We start from the raw sequence: 15,583 nt of genomic DNA, 5'->3' as shown, positions 1-15,583 counted from the left end.
GATCGTCGAGAAGGTCACCGCCTCGGGCCACCAGGTCATCTGGCAGTGCGACCCGATGCACGGCAACACGCACGAGTCGTCGACGGGCTACAAGACCCGCCACTTCGACCGGATCGTCGACGAGGTGCAGGGCTTCTTCGAGGTGCACCGCCACCTGGGCACCCACCCGGGCGGCATCCACGTGGAGCTCACCGGCGAGGACGTCACCGAGTGCCTCGGCGGCGCCCAGGAGATCTCCGACGCCGACCTGTCCGGCCGTTACGAGACCGCCTGCGACCCGCGGCTCAACACCCAGCAGAGCCTGGAGCTGGCGTTCCTCGTGGCGGAGATGCTCCGGTCCTAGTGTCCCCCGGTGGGGGACACCAGGCGCGCTCCTACGCGTGCTCGTGCGGCGTCGTGCAGGCCTTGGCCACGCACGCCGCGAGCACGTCGGCGTCGGGGACGGCGTCGCGGTCCTCTCGCATGGTCAACGCGTCAAGCCCGTGCGACGTCGGCCGTTCTCACCCGTTCGGGCTGGTCAGGGCACTGTCCAGATAACGATCTTGGTTCCGGGCTGCACCCGGCTGTTGGCGGGCGGGTTCTGCGCGAGCACCGGACCACCGCCACCGCCGAGGTTCTGCACCTCCACGTCCAGCCCGAGCTGGCGCAGCGTCGCCTCGGCCTCCTGCTGGGACTTCTGGTTGACATCCGGCACGGTCACCGCGTTCGACAGGACCACGGTGACCTGCTGGCTGTCGCCGTTCACCACGGTGCCCGCCGGCGGGTCGGTGCCGATGACCCGGCCGCCCTCGATGTCCTGGTCGAACGCGGCCGTTCCCTCGACCGGCTGCAGGCCCAGGTTCGTCAGCTCCGCGAACGCCTCGTCCTTGGTCTTGTTGCGCAGGTCGGGTAGCGGCTTGGGTTCCGCGCCCTTGCTGAGCACGATGTCGACCCGCTCGTTCAGCCGCAGCTGGGTGCCGCCCTCCGGATCCAGCCGGAGCACCGTGCCCTCGGGCACGTCGTCGCTGAAGTCGTTGAGCCCGTCGTCGAGCCCCGGCTGCAGGCCGGCGTCCTTGATCGCCTGCTTCGCGTCGTCGACGCTGGTGCCGGGCTCGATGTCCGGCACCCGAGGCGGGCCGGAGGACACGACCAGCTTGACCTTGTCGCCGCGGAGCACGTCCCGGCCCGCGCCGGGCTCGGTGCGGACCACGAGGCCCGCGTCGACGTCGTTGTCCCACACGTGGGTCATGTCGGCCTCGATGTCGTTGTCCCGCAACACCGTCTGGGCCTTGGTCGCCTGCTGGCCGGCCACGTTCGGCACGGTGGTCCACCGACCCGAGGCGAACCACCAGGTGGTGGTGCCGGCGAGCGCCAGCACCAGCACGACGACGATGCTCCAGAGCACGATGTTGGTGCTCCGCTTCGGCGGGGGCATCCCCCGCTGGGCCCGGCTCGGCTTGCGCGGCGGCGGGGGCATCGGCGGCACCGGGAAGCCGACGCTCGGCGAGCCGAGGTTGGGGTGCATCACCGGCGGTTGCGGTGGCCGCGGCTGGGCCTGGTCGAGGTCGGTGCGCAGCATCGCCCGGGTCCCCTGCGGGCCCATCGCCCGGAAGCCCGCCGGTGCCTGGCGCACGATCGTGGCGTTGCTCGTGGCCATGGCCGGCTGGCCGAGGTCGGCGACATTCAGCCCGCCCGAGGTGGCCTCCGGGTCGTCGGTGGGCGGCGGCGTGAGCGCGCGGGCCTGGTCGACCGGGGTGACCGGCACCGTGCGGTCCTGGATGGTCGGCTCGGGCACCGGGACCGGCACCACCGGCACGGACAGCTGCGCGCGCAACGCGACGAGCTCCTGCAGGAACGCGGCCCCGTCCGCCGGGCGGGCCGCCGGATCGCGCCGGGTGGCGCGCACGACCAGCTCGTCCAGCGCGGGCGGCAGCCCGGTGAGCCGCTCGCCCGGCGCCGGCACGTCGTCGTTCACGTGCCGGTAGGCGATCGACAGCGGGTTGTCGCCGGTGTAGGGCGTGACGCCGGTGAGCGCCTCGTACAGCACGATGCCGGCCGAGTACACGTCGCCCCGGGCGGTCGCGGCGCCGGTGGTGACCTGCTCCGGCGAGAGGTAGGCGACCGTGCCGAGGATGATGCTCGAGCTCGTGGTGCCCGCGCTGGCCACGGCCCGGACCAGGCCGAAGTCGCCGACCTTCACCGCGGTGCCGTGCTCGCCGCCGTGCCCGATCAGCACGTTCTCCGGCTTGACGTCCCGGTGCACGAGCCCGGCCCGGTGCGCCGCGGCGAGCGCCGCCAGCACCGGCTCCATGATCGACAGCGTGAGCGGGGTGTCCAGCGCGCCGCGCTCGTTGATCAGGTCCCGCAGCGTGCCGCCGTCGACCAGCTCCATGACCAGGTAGACCAGGTTGCCGTCGACGGTCCGGTCCACTCCTTGGTCGTGCACCGCGACGACGTTCGGGTGGTGGATCTTGGCCGCGGATCTGGCCTCCCGCTCGAACCGGTCGACGAAGGTGCGGTCGTCGGCGAACCGAGCGTCCATCACCTTGATCGCGACCCGACGGTCGAGTCTGGTGTCCAGGCCGCGGTAGACCGAGGACATGCCACCGCGCGCGAGCAGCGCGTCAACCCGGTACCGCTGTTCCAGCAGTGCACCGATGAGCCGGGCTCCCCTTTCGTCCACGCCCGTGATGGTACGGAGCCCGTCCACGGCGCGTGGTGAAGCCGGCGATTCCGTAATGCCCGCCGCCCGAAAGTCGCCGAAAACGTCCCGGCAGGACGGTCGCGGGTATGGCATCGTGAGAGGCGTGAGTGCGACACCTTCTGCCGACGACGTGCTCGACCCCCAGGTTGAGGTGCTGCCACTGCCCGATGCGGCGCTGCGGCTGGGCCTACCGGTGACGAAGGTGCGGCAGGCGTTGCGGGACGGCCAGCTGGTGGCGGTCCGCCGCGACGGCGTGCTGTGCGTCCCGGCCGACTTCCTCACCACGGACGGCGCGATCGTCAAGGGTCTTCCCGGCACCATCACGGTTCTGGCGGACGCCGGCTTCGCACCGGAGGAGATGGTGCGCTGGCTGTTCACCCCGGACGACACCCTCCCCGGCCGCCCCATCGACGCGTTGCGCGCGACGGGCGGCCGAGAGGTCAAGCGCCGCGCCCAAGCCCTGGCCCTCTGACCCACCCCGCGAGTCCAACGCTCGGGACCCGCGAGTCCAACGCTCGGGACCCGCGAGTCAGGCGTTGGCGCGTCCGGCGCGGCTCGCCACCGCACGAACGAGGCCCGGCAGGGCGATGCCGAGCCGTCGGTGGGTGGGTACCGCCACCCGCCGGCCGAGCACGGCGTAGTCCGACGCGACGATCTCGTCGAGGATCCGCCGGTACAGCGTGAACGCGGTGCGCATGCACGGCCGGGACTCGCGGCGCAGCAACGCGATCCCCGGCTCGGCCCGCCGGTACACCGCGTGGTTGTAGGCGACCAGGTGCGCCAGCGCTCGCCGCACCGCGGGGTCCGGCCGGCCGGACCGGTGCGCCCGTTCCAGCCGGGCCCGGTCCACCCCGAACGCGGCCAGCTCGGCCGGCAGGTAGACCCGGCCCCGGTCGAGGTCCTCGCCGACGTCGCGCAGGAAGTTGGTCAGCTGGAACGCCTCGCCCAGCGCGGCCGCGTGCGGCGCGGCCCGCGCCGCCGGCCCGACGGTCCCCAGCACCGGCAGCAGCTGCAGCCCGATGACCTCGGCCGACCCGTGCACGTACGTGGCCAGCTCGGCGAAGCTGCGGTACCCGGTGACCGTCAGGTCCATCCGCATCGAGTCGAGGAACGCGTCGAACAGCGCGCGGGAGATCCCGTACCGGCGCACCGTGTCGGCGAGCGCCACCAGCACCGGACTCGACGGCACCCCACCGTCGAACACGTCGGAGAGCGACCGGGACAGCGAGGCCAGCGCGCGAGCCCTGTCCCCGGCAGTGGCGCCGACAGCGGTATCGACGGTGGCGTCGACGATGTCGTCCGCCAGTCGCGCGAAGCCGTACAAGGCGTGCACGGCCGGACGCCGGTCCGCCGGCAGCAGCCGGGTCGCGAGGAAGTACGTCCGCCCGTGACGCGCGTTGATCCGCCGGCAGGCCCGGTAGGCCGCGGCCAGCTCGGAGCTCAACGCGGGCAGCTCACCCACTGGCCGGCCGGGCACCCGTCCTCGTGCTTCGCCACGAGCTGCGCGGCCAGCGCGTGCGCCGACACCGGGTCCTCGGTCGCGGTCACCAGCGACGCCGAGCAGGCCGACTTCGTGCTGGCCAGGCAGCCGCGCAGCTGCTCGGCGGCGTGGTCGCGCCAGTACCGGTTCGGCACGACGCCGTACTTCCACACCTTGCCGGCGTAGGAGATCTGGTACAGCGCGTAGCTGCCGTCGGTCTTCGCGTCGTCCGCCGAGGCCGGCTTCGCGGTGGCCCGCGTCTTGAGGTCGGCCAGGTCCGGCGGGTCGGCGAGCACGAGAGCGGACCACTGCGCCCCGTACGGATGCGTGCCGGGCACCGAGTTGGCGGTCTGGTAGAAGCTCACCCACTGCGGCGTCGCGATCTTGCAGCTGATCTTGCCGCCCGCGCCCGGTGCGACCGGCCCGGCGTTGCCCTCGCAGCTGCCGAGCGCCTTGCCGTCACCGGTCCAGTCCGCCTTCAGGTGCACCCGCACGGCCGACTTCGCCGTGTTCTTGATGTCCACGACCAGCGAGCAGCTCGGCGCGCCGCACGCCTCGAACCGGTGCGCGCCCTGCTCGACGCCGGTCAGCGCGTCGACCGCGGTGTTGAGCCCGGCCGCGGCCTTGTCCAGCGACTGGTAGAACGCCACGACCCCGGGCGAGCTGTCCGCGACGTCCAGCACCACGTCGGTCACCGATGTCGTGTCCGCGCTGCCGAGCTTGTCCAGCTCGAAGCGCAGCACCCCGTGCGGCTTCTCGGCGGCGATGTACACCGTGCCGCCCTCGACCTCGACCACGTAGGCGTCGACGCCGGCGACGCTCTCCTTGGCGTTCTTCGTCAGCTCGGTCCGGCCGGCCGCGCCTTCGACCTTGCCGGCGGCCTGGCTGACCACGTCCGGGGTGAAGATCTCGCTGAACTCGACACCGATCAGCGAGGTCGGGAGCTTCACCCACCGCCCGGCGAGCGCGCTGCCGTCGCCCGAGGTGACGCCGAAGCGGGCGACCATGCCGCTCCAGAAGTCGGCGGCGCCCTTGAGGTAGAGCGTGTCGGCGACGAGCAGGACGTCCGCGACGAGGCCGTTGACGGTGATCTTGCCGGACACCTCGCCGGTGAGCGTCGCGTTGACGTCCACGGTGAGCTCCGCGCCGTCGCCCGCCACCAGCGAGCCGGTGTAGTGCACGGAGGCCGCCTCCGCGAAGTCGACCAGCGCCTCCGCGGCGCCCTCGGCCGTGGTCAGCGGCCCGATGTCCACCCCGGACGGCGCGCCGGCCACCGCGTTGGTGCAGCCCGCGACCGCGAACGCGGCCCCGGCCAGCAGTCCCGCGAGCATGACCCGACGGCGCCCGGCCGCCATCGTCGGGTGCCAGGCTTGTTGTCGCCGCATCGTGACTCCCCATCCGCGCCGCCCGTCGTTCGCCGGCGGCGCACACACGCACTCGGCGAGGAGTATCTCAACTCCGCGACCCGACGTGTTGGGGATCCACCTGACGGCTTGGCCACGATTGCCCAAAAGTGGTCGCGCACCCCTACGGGGTTGTCGCCACGAGCCGACCAGAACTCGACAGGGTCCGCGGCGGGTTGCCCGTCCCGGTGATGCGGGCGGCGGCCAGCCGGCCGGAGACCAGCACCGGCGGGACGCCGACCCCCGGGGTCGTCCCGCAGCCCGCGAGCACCACGTTGCCGGCGCCGCGCACCAGGTTCCTCGGCCGGAACGGGCCGGTCTGGCGGAACGTGTGCGCCAGCGAGAACGGCGTCCCGGCGGCCAGCCCCGCCGCCTCCCAGTCGGCCGGCGTGACCAGCCGCGACACCTCCACCGACGCGCCGAGTCCGGTGAGCCCGCGGGCTTCCAGGACCCCGACCAGCTCGTCCCGGTACGCGGGCCCGACCCGCGGCCAGTCGATCCGGCCCACCGCGGTGTTCGGGCACGGCGCCAGCACCGACACCAGCTCCCGCCCGGCCGGCGCGAGGCCGGGGTCGGTGGCCGTCGGCCGGGTGACCAGCAGCGACGGGTCGCTCATCAGCCGGCCCCGGACCAGGATCTCGTCGAACGTCCGCGCCCACGCGTCGCCGAAGAACACCGTGTGGTGCGCCAGCTCCGACCAGCTCCTGGTCACCCCGGCGTGCAGCACCACCGCCGACGGCGACCACCGCGGGCGCACCGGCCGGCGTGGCGCCCCGCCGAGCAGCCGGTAGCTGACCGGCAGGTCCGGTGTCAGCACCACGGCGTCGCACGGGATCCGCTCGCCGTGCGAGGTGCGGACCGCGGTCACCCGGGACCCGGTCCGCTCCAGCCACGCCGCGCCCGTGCCGTACCGGACCGAGGCGCCCGCGTCGGTGGCCGCGTCGGCCATGGCCGAGGCGACCGCGCCCACGCCGCCACGCGGGAAGTACACCCCGGCGACCGTGTCCATGTACGCGATCACCCCGTACGCGGCCAGCGCCCGGTGCGGCGCGAGCCCGGCGTAGAGCGACTGGAACGAGAACACCCGGCGCAGCCGCTCGTCGGACAGGAACCGGCCGACCGCGGGCCCGAGCCTGCCGAACGCGCCGATCGCGGCGAGCCGGGCGAGCTGCGGGCCGACGATGTCCAGCGGCGAGTCGAAGTTGGCGCCGATGAAGCGGTCCCGCTGCAGCCGGTACAGCTCGGTCAGCCAGGACCGCAGCCGCCGGTAGCCGTCGGCCTCCCGCGGCCCGGCGAACCGGGCGACCTCGCCGGCCATCGCGTCCGCGTCGGCGTGCACGTCCAGCGACGAGCCGTCGGCGAACCGCGCCCGGTACGAGGGATCCAGCCTGGTGAGCGTCAGCCGGTCGGCCATCGACGTCCCGACCGCGGCGAACGCCTCCTCGATCAGCTCGGGCATCGTCAGCACCGACGCGCCGGTGTCGATCCGGTAGCCGGCCATGGTCGCGGACCCGGCCCGCCCACCGGGACCGGGCGCGGACTCCAGCACGGTGACCGACCGGCCGGCGCCGAGCAGGTGCAGCGTGGCCGAGAGCCCGGCGAGCCCGGCCCCGACGACCACGACGTGATCGGTCGGGCCCGCGACGGACCTCACGCGCACGGTGCCCATGGTTCGCTTCGTTCCTCCGCTACTCGCCGTCTTCCTTCGTCCAGACAGCGAACGCTCCGTCACTCCCGCTCGCTGTGTTGGATGGTTCGCTTCGTTCCTCCGCTACTCGCTGCCCCGCCGTCCAATGACTCGCTCCGTGCGATGCTCGGCGCTGGCGCTGTGTTCGATGGTTCGCTTCGTTCCTCCGCTACTCGCTGTCTTCCTCCGTGCGATGCTCGGCGCTGACGCGCCTGCGCTTCTCCTACGTCCAGACAGCGAACGCTCCGTCACTCCCGCTCACGGTCCAGACGGCGAACGCTCCGTCACTCTCGCTCACGCGTCCAGACAGCGAACGCTCCGTCACTCCCGCTCGCTATCGATCCCTCCGGGTGGCGGCCAGGGCCAGGTCACGCAGGCGCGTGACGCCGGGGTCGGTCAGGTCGGACCCGTCCAGCGCGGTGAGCGCCGAGGACCTCAGCGTGTCGATCCGCCGCTCCAGCTCGTCGACCGCGCCCACCTCGACGAGCAGCTCCCGCACCCGGGCGAGCGTCTCCGGCCGCAGCGAGGGGTCACCCAGTGCCGCGCGCATGAGGTCCGCGTCGGCGCCGCGGCCCGCGCGGGTGGCGAAGTCCATGCCGAGCGCCATCAGCAGCGTCCGCTTGCCCTCGCGCAGGTCGTCACCGGCCGGCTTGCCGGTCACCTCGGTGTCGCCGAACATCCCCAGCAGGTCGTCGCGCAGCTGGAACGCCACGCCGATGTCCGTGCCGAACGTCTTCACCGCCTCGACCGTGCGCGGCCCCGCGCCGGCGAACGCGACGCCCATGTGCAGCGGCCGCTCCACCGTGTAGGCCGCCGTCTTGAGCCGCGCCACGCCGAGCGCGCGCTCCTCCGACTCGTCGCCCTCGGCCTGCGCGAGCACGTCCAAGTACTGCCCGGCGAACATCTCCGCACGCATCGCCTGCCACGGCCCGCGGGCCGCCGCCCGCATGTCCGGCTCCAGCCCGGCGCTCTCGAACATGTCGTCCGCCCAGGCCAGCGCGAGGTCGCCGAGCAGGATCGCGGCGGCCATGCCGAACCGCTCCGGCTCGCCGAGCCAGGCACCGGCCCGGTGCGCCTCGGTGAACCGGACGTGCACGGTCGGGCGGCCGCGGCGCAGCTCGGAGGCGTCCATGATGTCGTCGTGCACGAGCGCGCACGTCTGGATCAGCTCGAGCGCGCTGACCGCGTGGAGCACCGCCTGTGCCCGCGGCCCGTCCGGCTCGCCACCCGCGGCGCGCCAGGCCCACCAGGCGAACGTGGGCCGCAGCCGCTTGCCGCCGCGCAGCGCGAAGTCGGACAGCGTGTCGACGGCCTGGGCGAAGGTGCGGGCGAGCTCGGGCAGCTCGGCGCGGCGTTCGGCCAGGTAGCGGGCGAGGAAGTCCTCGACATGCAGGTGCACCGCCGTGTCGATCGACCGGTCGACGGCGGTGGGGAGATCAGGAGCCGGGGGCACGCGGACCATGGTGCGTGGTCGGCTCGGCCCGCGTACCAGCGGGGGTCCGCTGGTGCTCTGCCGGTGGCCGAGTTGCGCCATACGCGCCTTTACTACCCTGGAGCCCATGACTTCGGTGGTGGCGCGTATCCCGGGTGACCGGCCGGTGTTCTCCGTCGAGTTCATGCCTCCGCGGGATGACGCGGACGAGCAGCGGCTGTGGAACTCCATCCGGTCGTTGGAGGGTCTGGACCCGGCGTTCGTCTCGGTCACCTACGGCGCGGGCGGGTCCAGCCGCGACCGGACCATCCGCACGACCGGCCGCGTGGTCCGGGAGACCACGCTGGTCTCGATGGCGCACCTCACCGCCGTCGACCACTCGGTCGCCGAGCTGCGCAACGTCATCGGCTGGTACGCCGAGCTGGGCGTGCGCAACGTCCTCGCGCTGCGGGGCGACCCGCCGGGTGACCCGATGGGTGAGTGGGTGCGGCACCCCGAGGGCCTGGCCTACGCCGAGGAGTTGGTGCGCCTGGTGCGCGAGCTCGGCGACTTCTGCGTCGGCGTGTCCGCGTTCCCCTACGGCCACCCGCGTTCGGCCGACGTGGACACCGACACCGAGTACCTCGTCCGCAAGCTGCGGGCCGGCGCGGACTTCGCGATCGCCCAGCTGTTCTTCGAGGCCGACGACTTCCTGCGGATGCGTGACCGGGTCGCGGCACGCGGCTGCGACACGCTGCTCCTGCCCGGCATCATGCCGCTGACCACGCCCAAGATCCTGACGAAGACCGTCGAGCTGTCCGGCGCCCAGGTGCCGGCCTCGCTCACGGAGCGACTGGGCCCGCTCGCCGAGGACCCGAAGGCGTTCCGCGCGGCCGGCATGGACGTCACCGCGGAGCTGTCCGAGCGGCTGCTCGCCGAGGGCGTGCCGTGCCTGCACTTCTACACGTTCAACCGGTCGAAGGCGACCAAGGAGATGGTGGACCGGCTCGGCCTCGTGCCCAGCAGGCCCGACACGCAGGCGAACTTACGGCCGGTCGGCTGAGGCGCGTCGGTCAAGCCCGGCGGGCCTGGGCCCGTTCGAGCCTGAGGTTGCGCCGGTGGGTGAACAGCGCCAGCAGGACCACCAGCACGGCCACGCCCACCGCGCCGCCGCCGACGATCGCCACCCACTGGGTCCAGGACACCCCGGGCGCGTTGGAGTACTGCGCGGTGGCGGCGAACTCGGTGACCGCGCCCGGCTTGGGTGCCCAGCTGATCGTGCCGTCGATGTTGTCGCCGTTGGTGCGCGAGATCTGACCGGGGAAGGCGACCTTGACCTGCACGTCGGCCCGGTCGGGGGGCACCCGGGTCAGGTCGATCGAGCCGGCGAGGGAGACCAGGCCGCCGGAGCGGCGGAACGACATCCGGAACTGCCGCATCGTGGAGATGGACTCCACCAGTGTGCTGAAGTCGGCGAACTTCACCCCGCTCAGCGTGACCTTCTGGCCGACGTAGCCGTCCGCGGTGTAGGGCTCGGTGCTCACCCTGTCGGCGAGCTCGGGCGGAACGGTGAGGTTCGGCCCGTCGTCGTCCTTGCTGACCGGCAGCGCGGCGATGACGAGCTTGCCGGAGATCACGTCGTCCTGGGAGACCGCCAGCGCGGCGTGCACCCGGAGGCAGCCGGTGAGCGTGGCCGCCATGACGCCGAGCAGCACGATGAGCCCGAGCCCCCTGCGAACCTGATCTCGGCGAGCGCTGCGCACCGGCACATCCTGCCAGCCGCCGGTCGAGTCGCGGACACCAGGCGGTTTCCCGTTCGAAATCGACGTGCCGGGTTGGGTACCGTCCGGACCATGACATCCGGGATGGACACCCCCGTACACCGCATCTGTGACTCCTATGTGGACGACTATGTCCGGCTCGACCCGACCGTGGCGACGTCGCTGGGCATCACCGACCACGACGACCGGCTGCCCGACCTCTCCCCGGACGGGCACGCGGCGCGCGCCGAGCTGATCGCGACGGCGCTGCGCGCCGTGGGCGAGCAGGAGCCGGCCGACGACGGCGAGCGGGACGCGAAGGCGGTGTTCACCGAGCGGCTCGGCATCGAGCGGGAGGTCTACGACGCGGGGCTGACCGTCGCGTCGCTGAACGTGCTGGCGAGCCCGGCGCAGGACCTGCGCATGGTGTTCGACCTGATGCCGACCGACTCGCCGGAGGCGTGGCGCACGGTCGCCACCCGGATGTCGGCCGTGCCCGAGGCGCTCGCGAGCTACCGGGAGAGCCTGCGGCACGCGGCCGCGAACGGCAGGGTGTCGGCGCAGCGCCAGGTGACCAAGGTGGCCGACCAGTGCTCGACCTGGGCCGGGCTGGGCGACGAGCCGGCGTTCTTCGCGTCGATGGCCGCCGGGGCGCCCGACGACTCCGTGCGGGCGGAGCTCGACGCCGGGGCGGCCGTGGCCGGGCAGGCGTATGCGGAGCTGGCGAAGTTCCTCCGGGAGGAGCTGCTGGCGCAGGCGCCGGCCGAGGACGCGGTCGGCGCGGACGTCTACGGACTGTGGTCGCGGATGTACCTGGGCGCGCGGCTGGATCTCCAGGAGGCCTACGAGTGGGGCTGGGCGGAGTTCCTCCGGATCGAGGCCGAGATGAAGGAGGTCGCGGGGCGGATCAAGCCGGGGGCGAGCGTCCCCGAGGCGGCCGGTGTGCTCGACCTCGACCCGCGGTACAAGGTGAGCGGTGCCGCGGCGCTCCGCGAGTGGATGCGGCGGCTGTCCGACCAGGCGCTCGCCGACCTGCGTGACGCGCACTTCGAGATCCCCGACGACATCATGCGGCTCGACTGCAAGATCGCCCCGCCCGGCGGTGGCAGCGGTGCGTACTACACCGGCCCGTCCGACGACTTCTCCCGCGCCGGCGCGATGTGGTGGGCACTCGCGCCGGGCGAGGACGAGTTCACCACGTGGCGCGAGGTCAGCACCGTCTACCACGAGGGCGTGCCCGGCCATCACCTGCAGATCGCGACGGCGACGTACGAGTCGAAGCGGCTGAACAAGTACCAGCGGCTGCTGGCGTGGGTGCCGGCCTACAGCGAGGGCTGGGCGCTGTACGCGGAGCGGCTGATGGACGAGTTCGGCTACCTCTCCGACGACGGGGACCTGCTGGGCATGCTGAACGAGAGCCTCTTCCGCGCGGCGCGGGTGATCATCGACATCGGCATGCACCTGAAGCTGGAGATCCCGAGCGGCACCGGTTTCCACGAGGGTGCGCGCTGGACGCCGGACCTCGGCCTGGAGTTCATGCTGACCCGCACGGTCGCCAAGGAGGCCCTGGTCCGCGACGAGATCGACCGCTACCTCGGCTGGCCGGGCCAGGCCCCGGCGTACAAGCTGGGCGAGCGCCTGTGGCTGTCGGCCCGCGACGACGCCCGGGCCCGGGCGGGCGCCGCGTTCGACCTCAAGCACTTCCACATGCAGGCGCTGCGCATGGGCCAGATGGGCCTGGACACCATGCGCGAGCGGCTGGCGGCGCTGTGACCCCCGCCGGCCCTGGCGGTCGTCTGACGCCGAGCCCGCCCGCACGAGCGGAGTTCTTTGGTTACGCCTCCGAATGGTGATCGGCGAATCGCCGGCGCCGGCCCAGCGCATGTCGTCAACGCTTTCGAGGACCGGCCGATACGCCGAATCAGTCGAGGGGGAGGGTCCGGCCCAGCACGCCGAACGGGCGCGGGTCGCCGGTGAAGCGGTAGTGGCGCAGCACGTCGACGAAGCCCATCCGGTAGTACAGGCGCCACGCGCGGGACGGGCCCTCCGGCGTGGACAGCAGGACCTTGCTCGCCAGGACCTCCGCCAGCAGCCGGCGCAGCAGGTCCTCGCCCACGCCACGGCCCTGGCCGGCCGGGCGGACGTGCACCTCGGTGAGCTCGAAGTAGTCGTCGAGCCAGGAGTCGGCGAACTCCGGGCCCGACCGCTCGACGATGCCGCGCCGCACCTGCTCGTGCCACCACTGGCCGGTGGCGCCGCGGTAGCCGTACGCGATGCCTATCATCGCGCCTTCCGCGTCGAGCGCGGCCACGCAGCGCCAGCCCGCCCGCAGCATGTGCGCGAGCCACATCGGTGCACGCTGCTCGGCGGTGCCGGTCGGGTAGCGCATCGCCGTGACGTACAGCGACAGCGCCTCGGGCAGCCGCGCCCGCAACTCGTCCTGGCTGAGGTCGATGAAGCGCTCGACCCGTGGTGGAACCGCGGTCACGACACGGGATTCTCCTCTTCGGCAGCGACGTCCGCAGCCATGCCCCCCGTCAGCTCCACCAACTCGGCGAACGTCGTCGGGAACACGGCTTTCGGGTGCCCGGCGGCGGCCCACACGACGTCGTACCCGGCCAGCGCCCGGTCGACCACCGTGGTGATCGGCCGGGGATGCCCCACCGGCGACACCCCGCCGATCACCTGACCGGTGTGCTCCCGCACGAACGCCGGATCCGCCCGGCCCACCGACGTCGCCCCGGCGAGCGTCGCCAACCGCACCACGGATGCCCGGTGCGCGCCGGAGGTCAGCGCGAGCAACGGGAAGACCCGGTCACCCTCGGTAGCGCGGAACACGAGGCTGTTCGCGATCGCGCCGACCGGGACGCCGAGCGCGGCCGCCGCGGCCGCGGCGGTGCGCACCTCGTCGGCCAGGATGCGGATCCCGTCGGCGGCGGCCGGCAGCCCGGCCTCGCGCAGTGCGGAGGACAACTTGCTGATCGAGGGGTGGTCGAGAGAGGTCATGGGCACATCAGAGCACAGGTGTGGCGTGTGTCGCCGCTGAAAATCCCGGTCGAGGTTGAGTCTGTCGGTGCCCGGAGCTAAGCTCGAACTGTTCGAACACACGTTCGAGCTGAGCTCGGTGGTGGGGCGGGGGAAGCGCCTCACCACCGAGCGCCGCCGGCTTCCCCACGGCATGTCGTCACGCCAGGTGACGGCTTTGGCCCGCGAGGAGGCGTCAGGTGACCACAACTCTGGACTATCTCGACAACGAGCCCGTGACCGTGCCGGAGACCGCGCTCACCCTGCTTTCCCAGGCCGAGCGGGGGCTCGCCGACGCCACTCGCGACGCCGACCCGGCCCAGCGGTTCGCCCAGGCGTACCTGTCCGCGCTGCGTGCCGCCGCGGCGCTGCTCGCCATGCGCGGCCGCCCGCACCGGGCGCGCTCGCGTCCCATGAGCGTGTGGACGCTGCTCGCCTCGGTGGCGCCCGAGCTGCGCGAGTGGGCGGCGTTCTTCGCGTCCTGCTCGGCCACCCGCGCGTCGGTCCAGGCCGGCATCACCCGCGCGGTCACCGACCGCACCGCCGACGACCTGGTCCGCCAGTCCGAGCAGTTCCTCGACCTGGTCGTGCGCGCGATCCACGGCACGCCATGACCGGTCGGGCACTGGCCGACCACGGCCGCCTGCTCGAGGTGCTGGAGGTGGAGGGTGAGCTGCTGGCGTCGTCGGCGCGCGGCGTGGATCCGGAGACCGTCGTCACGTACGCCCCGGGCATGACGCTGGGCGAGACGGTGCGGCACGTCGGCAGCGTCTACCGGATGGTCGTGTCGTGGCTGCGTTCCGGCGGCGACGTGCCCACCCGCTGGCAGCGCGCGCCCGACGGCGACCAGTCGGTCGAGGACTACTTGCGGGTGGGGCTCCGCGAGCTCCTCGACGAGCTGTCCGCGCACGACCCCGCGGAGGGCTGCCCGACCTGGTGGCCGCTCGACCAGACCTACGGGTTCTGGCGCAGGCGCATGGCGCACGAGAGCACGGTCCACCGCATCGACGTCCAGCAGGCGGCCGCAGGGATGACGGTCGGCGGCATCGCGGAGGACATCGCGTTCGACGGCATCGACGAGATCCTGTCGCTGTGGTTCACCCACCGGCTCGGGGTGCTGGGCGTGACCAACTCCTGGGCGGGCGAGGTGGCCGTGGTCGCGGGGAAGCGGCGCTGGATCGCGCGGATCACCGCCACCGGCACGGCGTCGTGGCAGGCGCAGCCGGACGAGCGGGCGGACGCCACGATCACCAGCGACCCCACCGGGATGTACCTGTGGCTGTGGGGCCGCCGCCCGATCCTCACCGCCACGCCGGACGGCGACCGCGCCGGCGTCTCCCAGCTGTGGCACCTGCTCCGGCTGGCCACGCACTGAATGTCGGTGGTCTCGGCTAGCGTCTCGATCATGTCCACCCGACTGGTCAATGTGGTCGTCGACGCGGCCGATCCGCCCGCGCTGGCCCAGTTCTGGTGCGACCTGCTCGGCTGGCGGGTCAGCCTGGCGGAGCCCGACGAGGTCGACGTGCAGGCGCCGCCGGACGACGGGTGGCGCTTCGACCTGGTCTTCGTCCCGGTCCCCGAGCCGAAGACGGTGCAGAACCGCCTGCATCTCGACCTGGCCAGCGCGTCGCCCGACCAGCAGATGGCCGTCGTCGACCGCGCCCTCGCCCTGGGTGCCGAGCGGATCGACATCGGTCAGCGCAACGTGCCGTGGTTCGTTCTGGCCGACCCGGAGGGCAACGAGTTCTGCGTGCTGGAGCCGCGCCCCGAGTACGCGTCGACGGGTGCGGTGGCCGCCGTCGTCGCGGCCGTGGCCTCGCCGACCGCGCTGGCCGAGTTCTGGTCGGCGGCCACCGGCTGGCCGGTGGAGCGCACGGGCGTGGAGTACGCGTCACTGCGCGACCCGGACGGCCGCGGCCCGTGGCTGGAGCTCATCCGCTCGGCCGCGCCGCACCCGGTGAAGAACCGGGTCCACCTGGATGTGGCCCCCTACCCCGACGGCTCGGTGGCCACCGAGGTCGCCCGCCTCGCCGAGCTGGGTGCCCGTCCGGTGGACGTGGGTCAGGGGGACGTCCGCTGGGAGGTTCTGGCCGACCCGGAGGACAACGAGTTCTGCGTCCTCACCCCGCGCTGAC

Annotated in this window: 15 protein-coding genes; 7 read left to right on the top strand and 8 right to left on the bottom strand. The window is 73.0% G+C overall.

Going from position 1 to position 15,583, the window contains the following annotated elements:
- The coding region (locus GEV28_RS25445) for a 3-deoxy-7-phosphoheptulonate synthase (RefSeq protein ID WP_291414739.1) at window positions 1–343 on the top strand (343 nt) is incomplete at its 5' end.
- Window positions 344–517: 174 nt separating this feature from the next.
- Here GEV28_RS25445 and GEV28_RS25440 read toward each other — a convergent pair.
- Window positions 518–2,662, bottom strand: coding sequence for a Stk1 family PASTA domain-containing Ser/Thr kinase (locus GEV28_RS25440; protein WP_291414738.1), 2,145 nt, complete (start codon window positions 2,660–2,662; stop codon window positions 518–520).
- Between the two features lie 124 nt (window positions 2,663–2,786).
- Here GEV28_RS25440 and GEV28_RS25435 point away from each other — a divergent pair, with 124 nt between their 5' ends.
- The gene (locus tag GEV28_RS25435; RefSeq protein WP_291414737.1) at window positions 2,787–3,155 is read left to right on the top strand and encodes an Rv2175c family DNA-binding protein; all 369 of its coding nucleotides are present in this window, start codon (window positions 2,787–2,789) and stop codon (window positions 3,153–3,155) included.
- A gap of 57 nt (window positions 3,156–3,212) precedes the next feature.
- Here the strand turns inward: GEV28_RS25435 and GEV28_RS25430 are convergent, their stop codons facing one another.
- The 4 genes from GEV28_RS25430 to GEV28_RS25415 form a co-directional block, all read right to left on the bottom strand.
- Window positions 3,213–4,160, bottom strand: a complete 948-nt coding sequence (locus GEV28_RS25430; protein WP_291414736.1) for a phytoene/squalene synthase family protein — start codon at window positions 4,158–4,160, stop codon at window positions 3,213–3,215.
- The gene (locus tag GEV28_RS25425) at window positions 4,124–5,548 is read right to left on the bottom strand and encodes a hypothetical protein (RefSeq protein WP_291414735.1); all 1,425 of its coding nucleotides are present in this window, start codon (window positions 5,546–5,548) and stop codon (window positions 4,124–4,126) included. The genes GEV28_RS25430 and GEV28_RS25425 overlap by 37 nt, the downstream gene beginning before the upstream one ends.
- Before the next feature lie 142 nt (window positions 5,549–5,690).
- On the bottom strand, window positions 5,691–7,220 hold the full coding sequence (crtI, locus tag GEV28_RS25420) for a phytoene desaturase family protein (protein ID WP_291414742.1): 1,530 nt from the start codon (window positions 7,218–7,220) through the stop codon (window positions 5,691–5,693).
- Between the two features lie 367 nt (window positions 7,221–7,587).
- On the bottom strand, window positions 7,588–8,706 hold the full coding sequence (locus GEV28_RS25415) for a polyprenyl synthetase family protein (protein WP_291414734.1): 1,119 nt from the start codon (window positions 8,704–8,706) through the stop codon (window positions 7,588–7,590).
- 106 nt (window positions 8,707–8,812) lie between these two features.
- Here GEV28_RS25415 and GEV28_RS25410 point away from each other — a divergent pair, with 106 nt between their 5' ends.
- Window positions 8,813–9,727 (top strand): methylenetetrahydrofolate reductase, encoded by a 915-nt coding sequence (locus GEV28_RS25410; protein ID WP_291414733.1) that lies wholly within the window; start codon window positions 8,813–8,815, stop codon window positions 9,725–9,727.
- A gap of 10 nt (window positions 9,728–9,737) precedes the next feature.
- On the opposite strand, the gene GEV28_RS25405 is transcribed toward GEV28_RS25410, so the two are convergent.
- Window positions 9,738–10,427 (bottom strand): DUF3153 domain-containing protein, encoded by a 690-nt coding sequence (locus GEV28_RS25405; RefSeq protein ID WP_291414732.1) that lies wholly within the window; start codon window positions 10,425–10,427, stop codon window positions 9,738–9,740.
- 90 nt (window positions 10,428–10,517) lie between these two features.
- On the opposite strand from GEV28_RS25405, the gene GEV28_RS25400 reads away from it, so the two are divergent.
- Complete coding sequence (locus GEV28_RS25400) at window positions 10,518–12,197, top strand: DUF885 domain-containing protein (RefSeq protein WP_291414731.1); 1,680 nt, start codon at window positions 10,518–10,520, stop codon at window positions 12,195–12,197.
- Window positions 12,198–12,345: 148 nt separating this feature from the next.
- On the opposite strand, the gene GEV28_RS25395 is transcribed toward GEV28_RS25400, so the two are convergent.
- Entirely contained in the window at window positions 12,346–12,912 is a 567-nt protein-coding gene (locus GEV28_RS25395) for a GNAT family N-acetyltransferase (RefSeq protein ID WP_291414730.1), read from the bottom strand.
- Window positions 12,909–13,430 carry a YbaK/EbsC family protein gene (locus GEV28_RS25390; RefSeq protein WP_291414729.1) on the bottom strand — a complete coding sequence of 174 codons (522 nt, stop codon included), beginning with the start codon at window positions 13,428–13,430 and terminating at the stop codon, window positions 12,909–12,911. Before GEV28_RS25390 ends, GEV28_RS25395 begins: the two co-directional genes overlap by 4 nt.
- Before the next feature lie 218 nt (window positions 13,431–13,648).
- Between GEV28_RS25390 and GEV28_RS25385 the strand changes: the two genes are divergently transcribed.
- Genes GEV28_RS25385 through GEV28_RS25375 form a run of 3 tightly spaced genes read left to right on the top strand, consistent with a single transcriptional unit; the run spans window position 13,649 to window position 15,582 of the window.
- A complete protein-coding gene (locus tag GEV28_RS25385; protein WP_291414728.1) occupies window positions 13,649–14,062 on the top strand; it encodes an SAV_6107 family HEPN domain-containing protein in 414 nt (137 codons plus the stop codon).
- A complete protein-coding gene (locus GEV28_RS25380) occupies window positions 14,059–14,823 on the top strand; it encodes a maleylpyruvate isomerase N-terminal domain-containing protein (RefSeq protein WP_291414727.1) in 765 nt (254 codons plus the stop codon). The genes GEV28_RS25385 and GEV28_RS25380 overlap by 4 nt, the downstream gene beginning before the upstream one ends.
- A 30-nt stretch (window positions 14,824–14,853) precedes the next feature.
- The gene (locus GEV28_RS25375) at window positions 14,854–15,582 is read left to right on the top strand and encodes a VOC family protein (RefSeq protein WP_291414726.1); all 729 of its coding nucleotides are present in this window, start codon (window positions 14,854–14,856) and stop codon (window positions 15,580–15,582) included.
- The last annotated feature ends 1 nt before the right edge of the window (window position 15,583 follow it).

Source organism: Actinophytocola sp. (genome assembly GCF_009379765.1).
Taxonomy (GTDB): domain Bacteria; phylum Actinomycetota; class Actinomycetes; order Mycobacteriales; family Pseudonocardiaceae; genus Actinophytocola.
This window is presented reverse-complemented; position numbering and strand designations above follow the sequence as displayed.

Excerpts from the sequence above, each read along its gene's own strand:
- GEV28_RS25425 (WP_291414735.1), bottom strand. The coding sequence starts at position 5,548 with ATGCGGCGACAACAAGCCTGGCACCCGACGATGGCGGCCGGGCGCCGT.
- GEV28_RS25410 (WP_291414733.1), top strand. The coding sequence starts at position 8,813 with ATGACTTCGGTGGTGGCGCGTATCCCGGGTGACCGGCCGGTGTTCTCC.
- GEV28_RS25400 (WP_291414731.1), top strand. The coding sequence starts at position 10,518 with ATGACATCCGGGATGGACACCCCCGTACACCGCATCTGTGACTCCTAT.
- GEV28_RS25390 (WP_291414729.1), bottom strand. The coding sequence starts at position 13,430 with ATGACCTCTCTCGACCACCCCTCGATCAGCAAGTTGTCCTCCGCACTG.
- GEV28_RS25380 (WP_291414727.1), top strand. The coding sequence starts at position 14,059 with ATGACCGGTCGGGCACTGGCCGACCACGGCCGCCTGCTCGAGGTGCTG.
- GEV28_RS25375 (WP_291414726.1), top strand. The coding sequence starts at position 14,854 with ATGTCCACCCGACTGGTCAATGTGGTCGTCGACGCGGCCGATCCGCCC.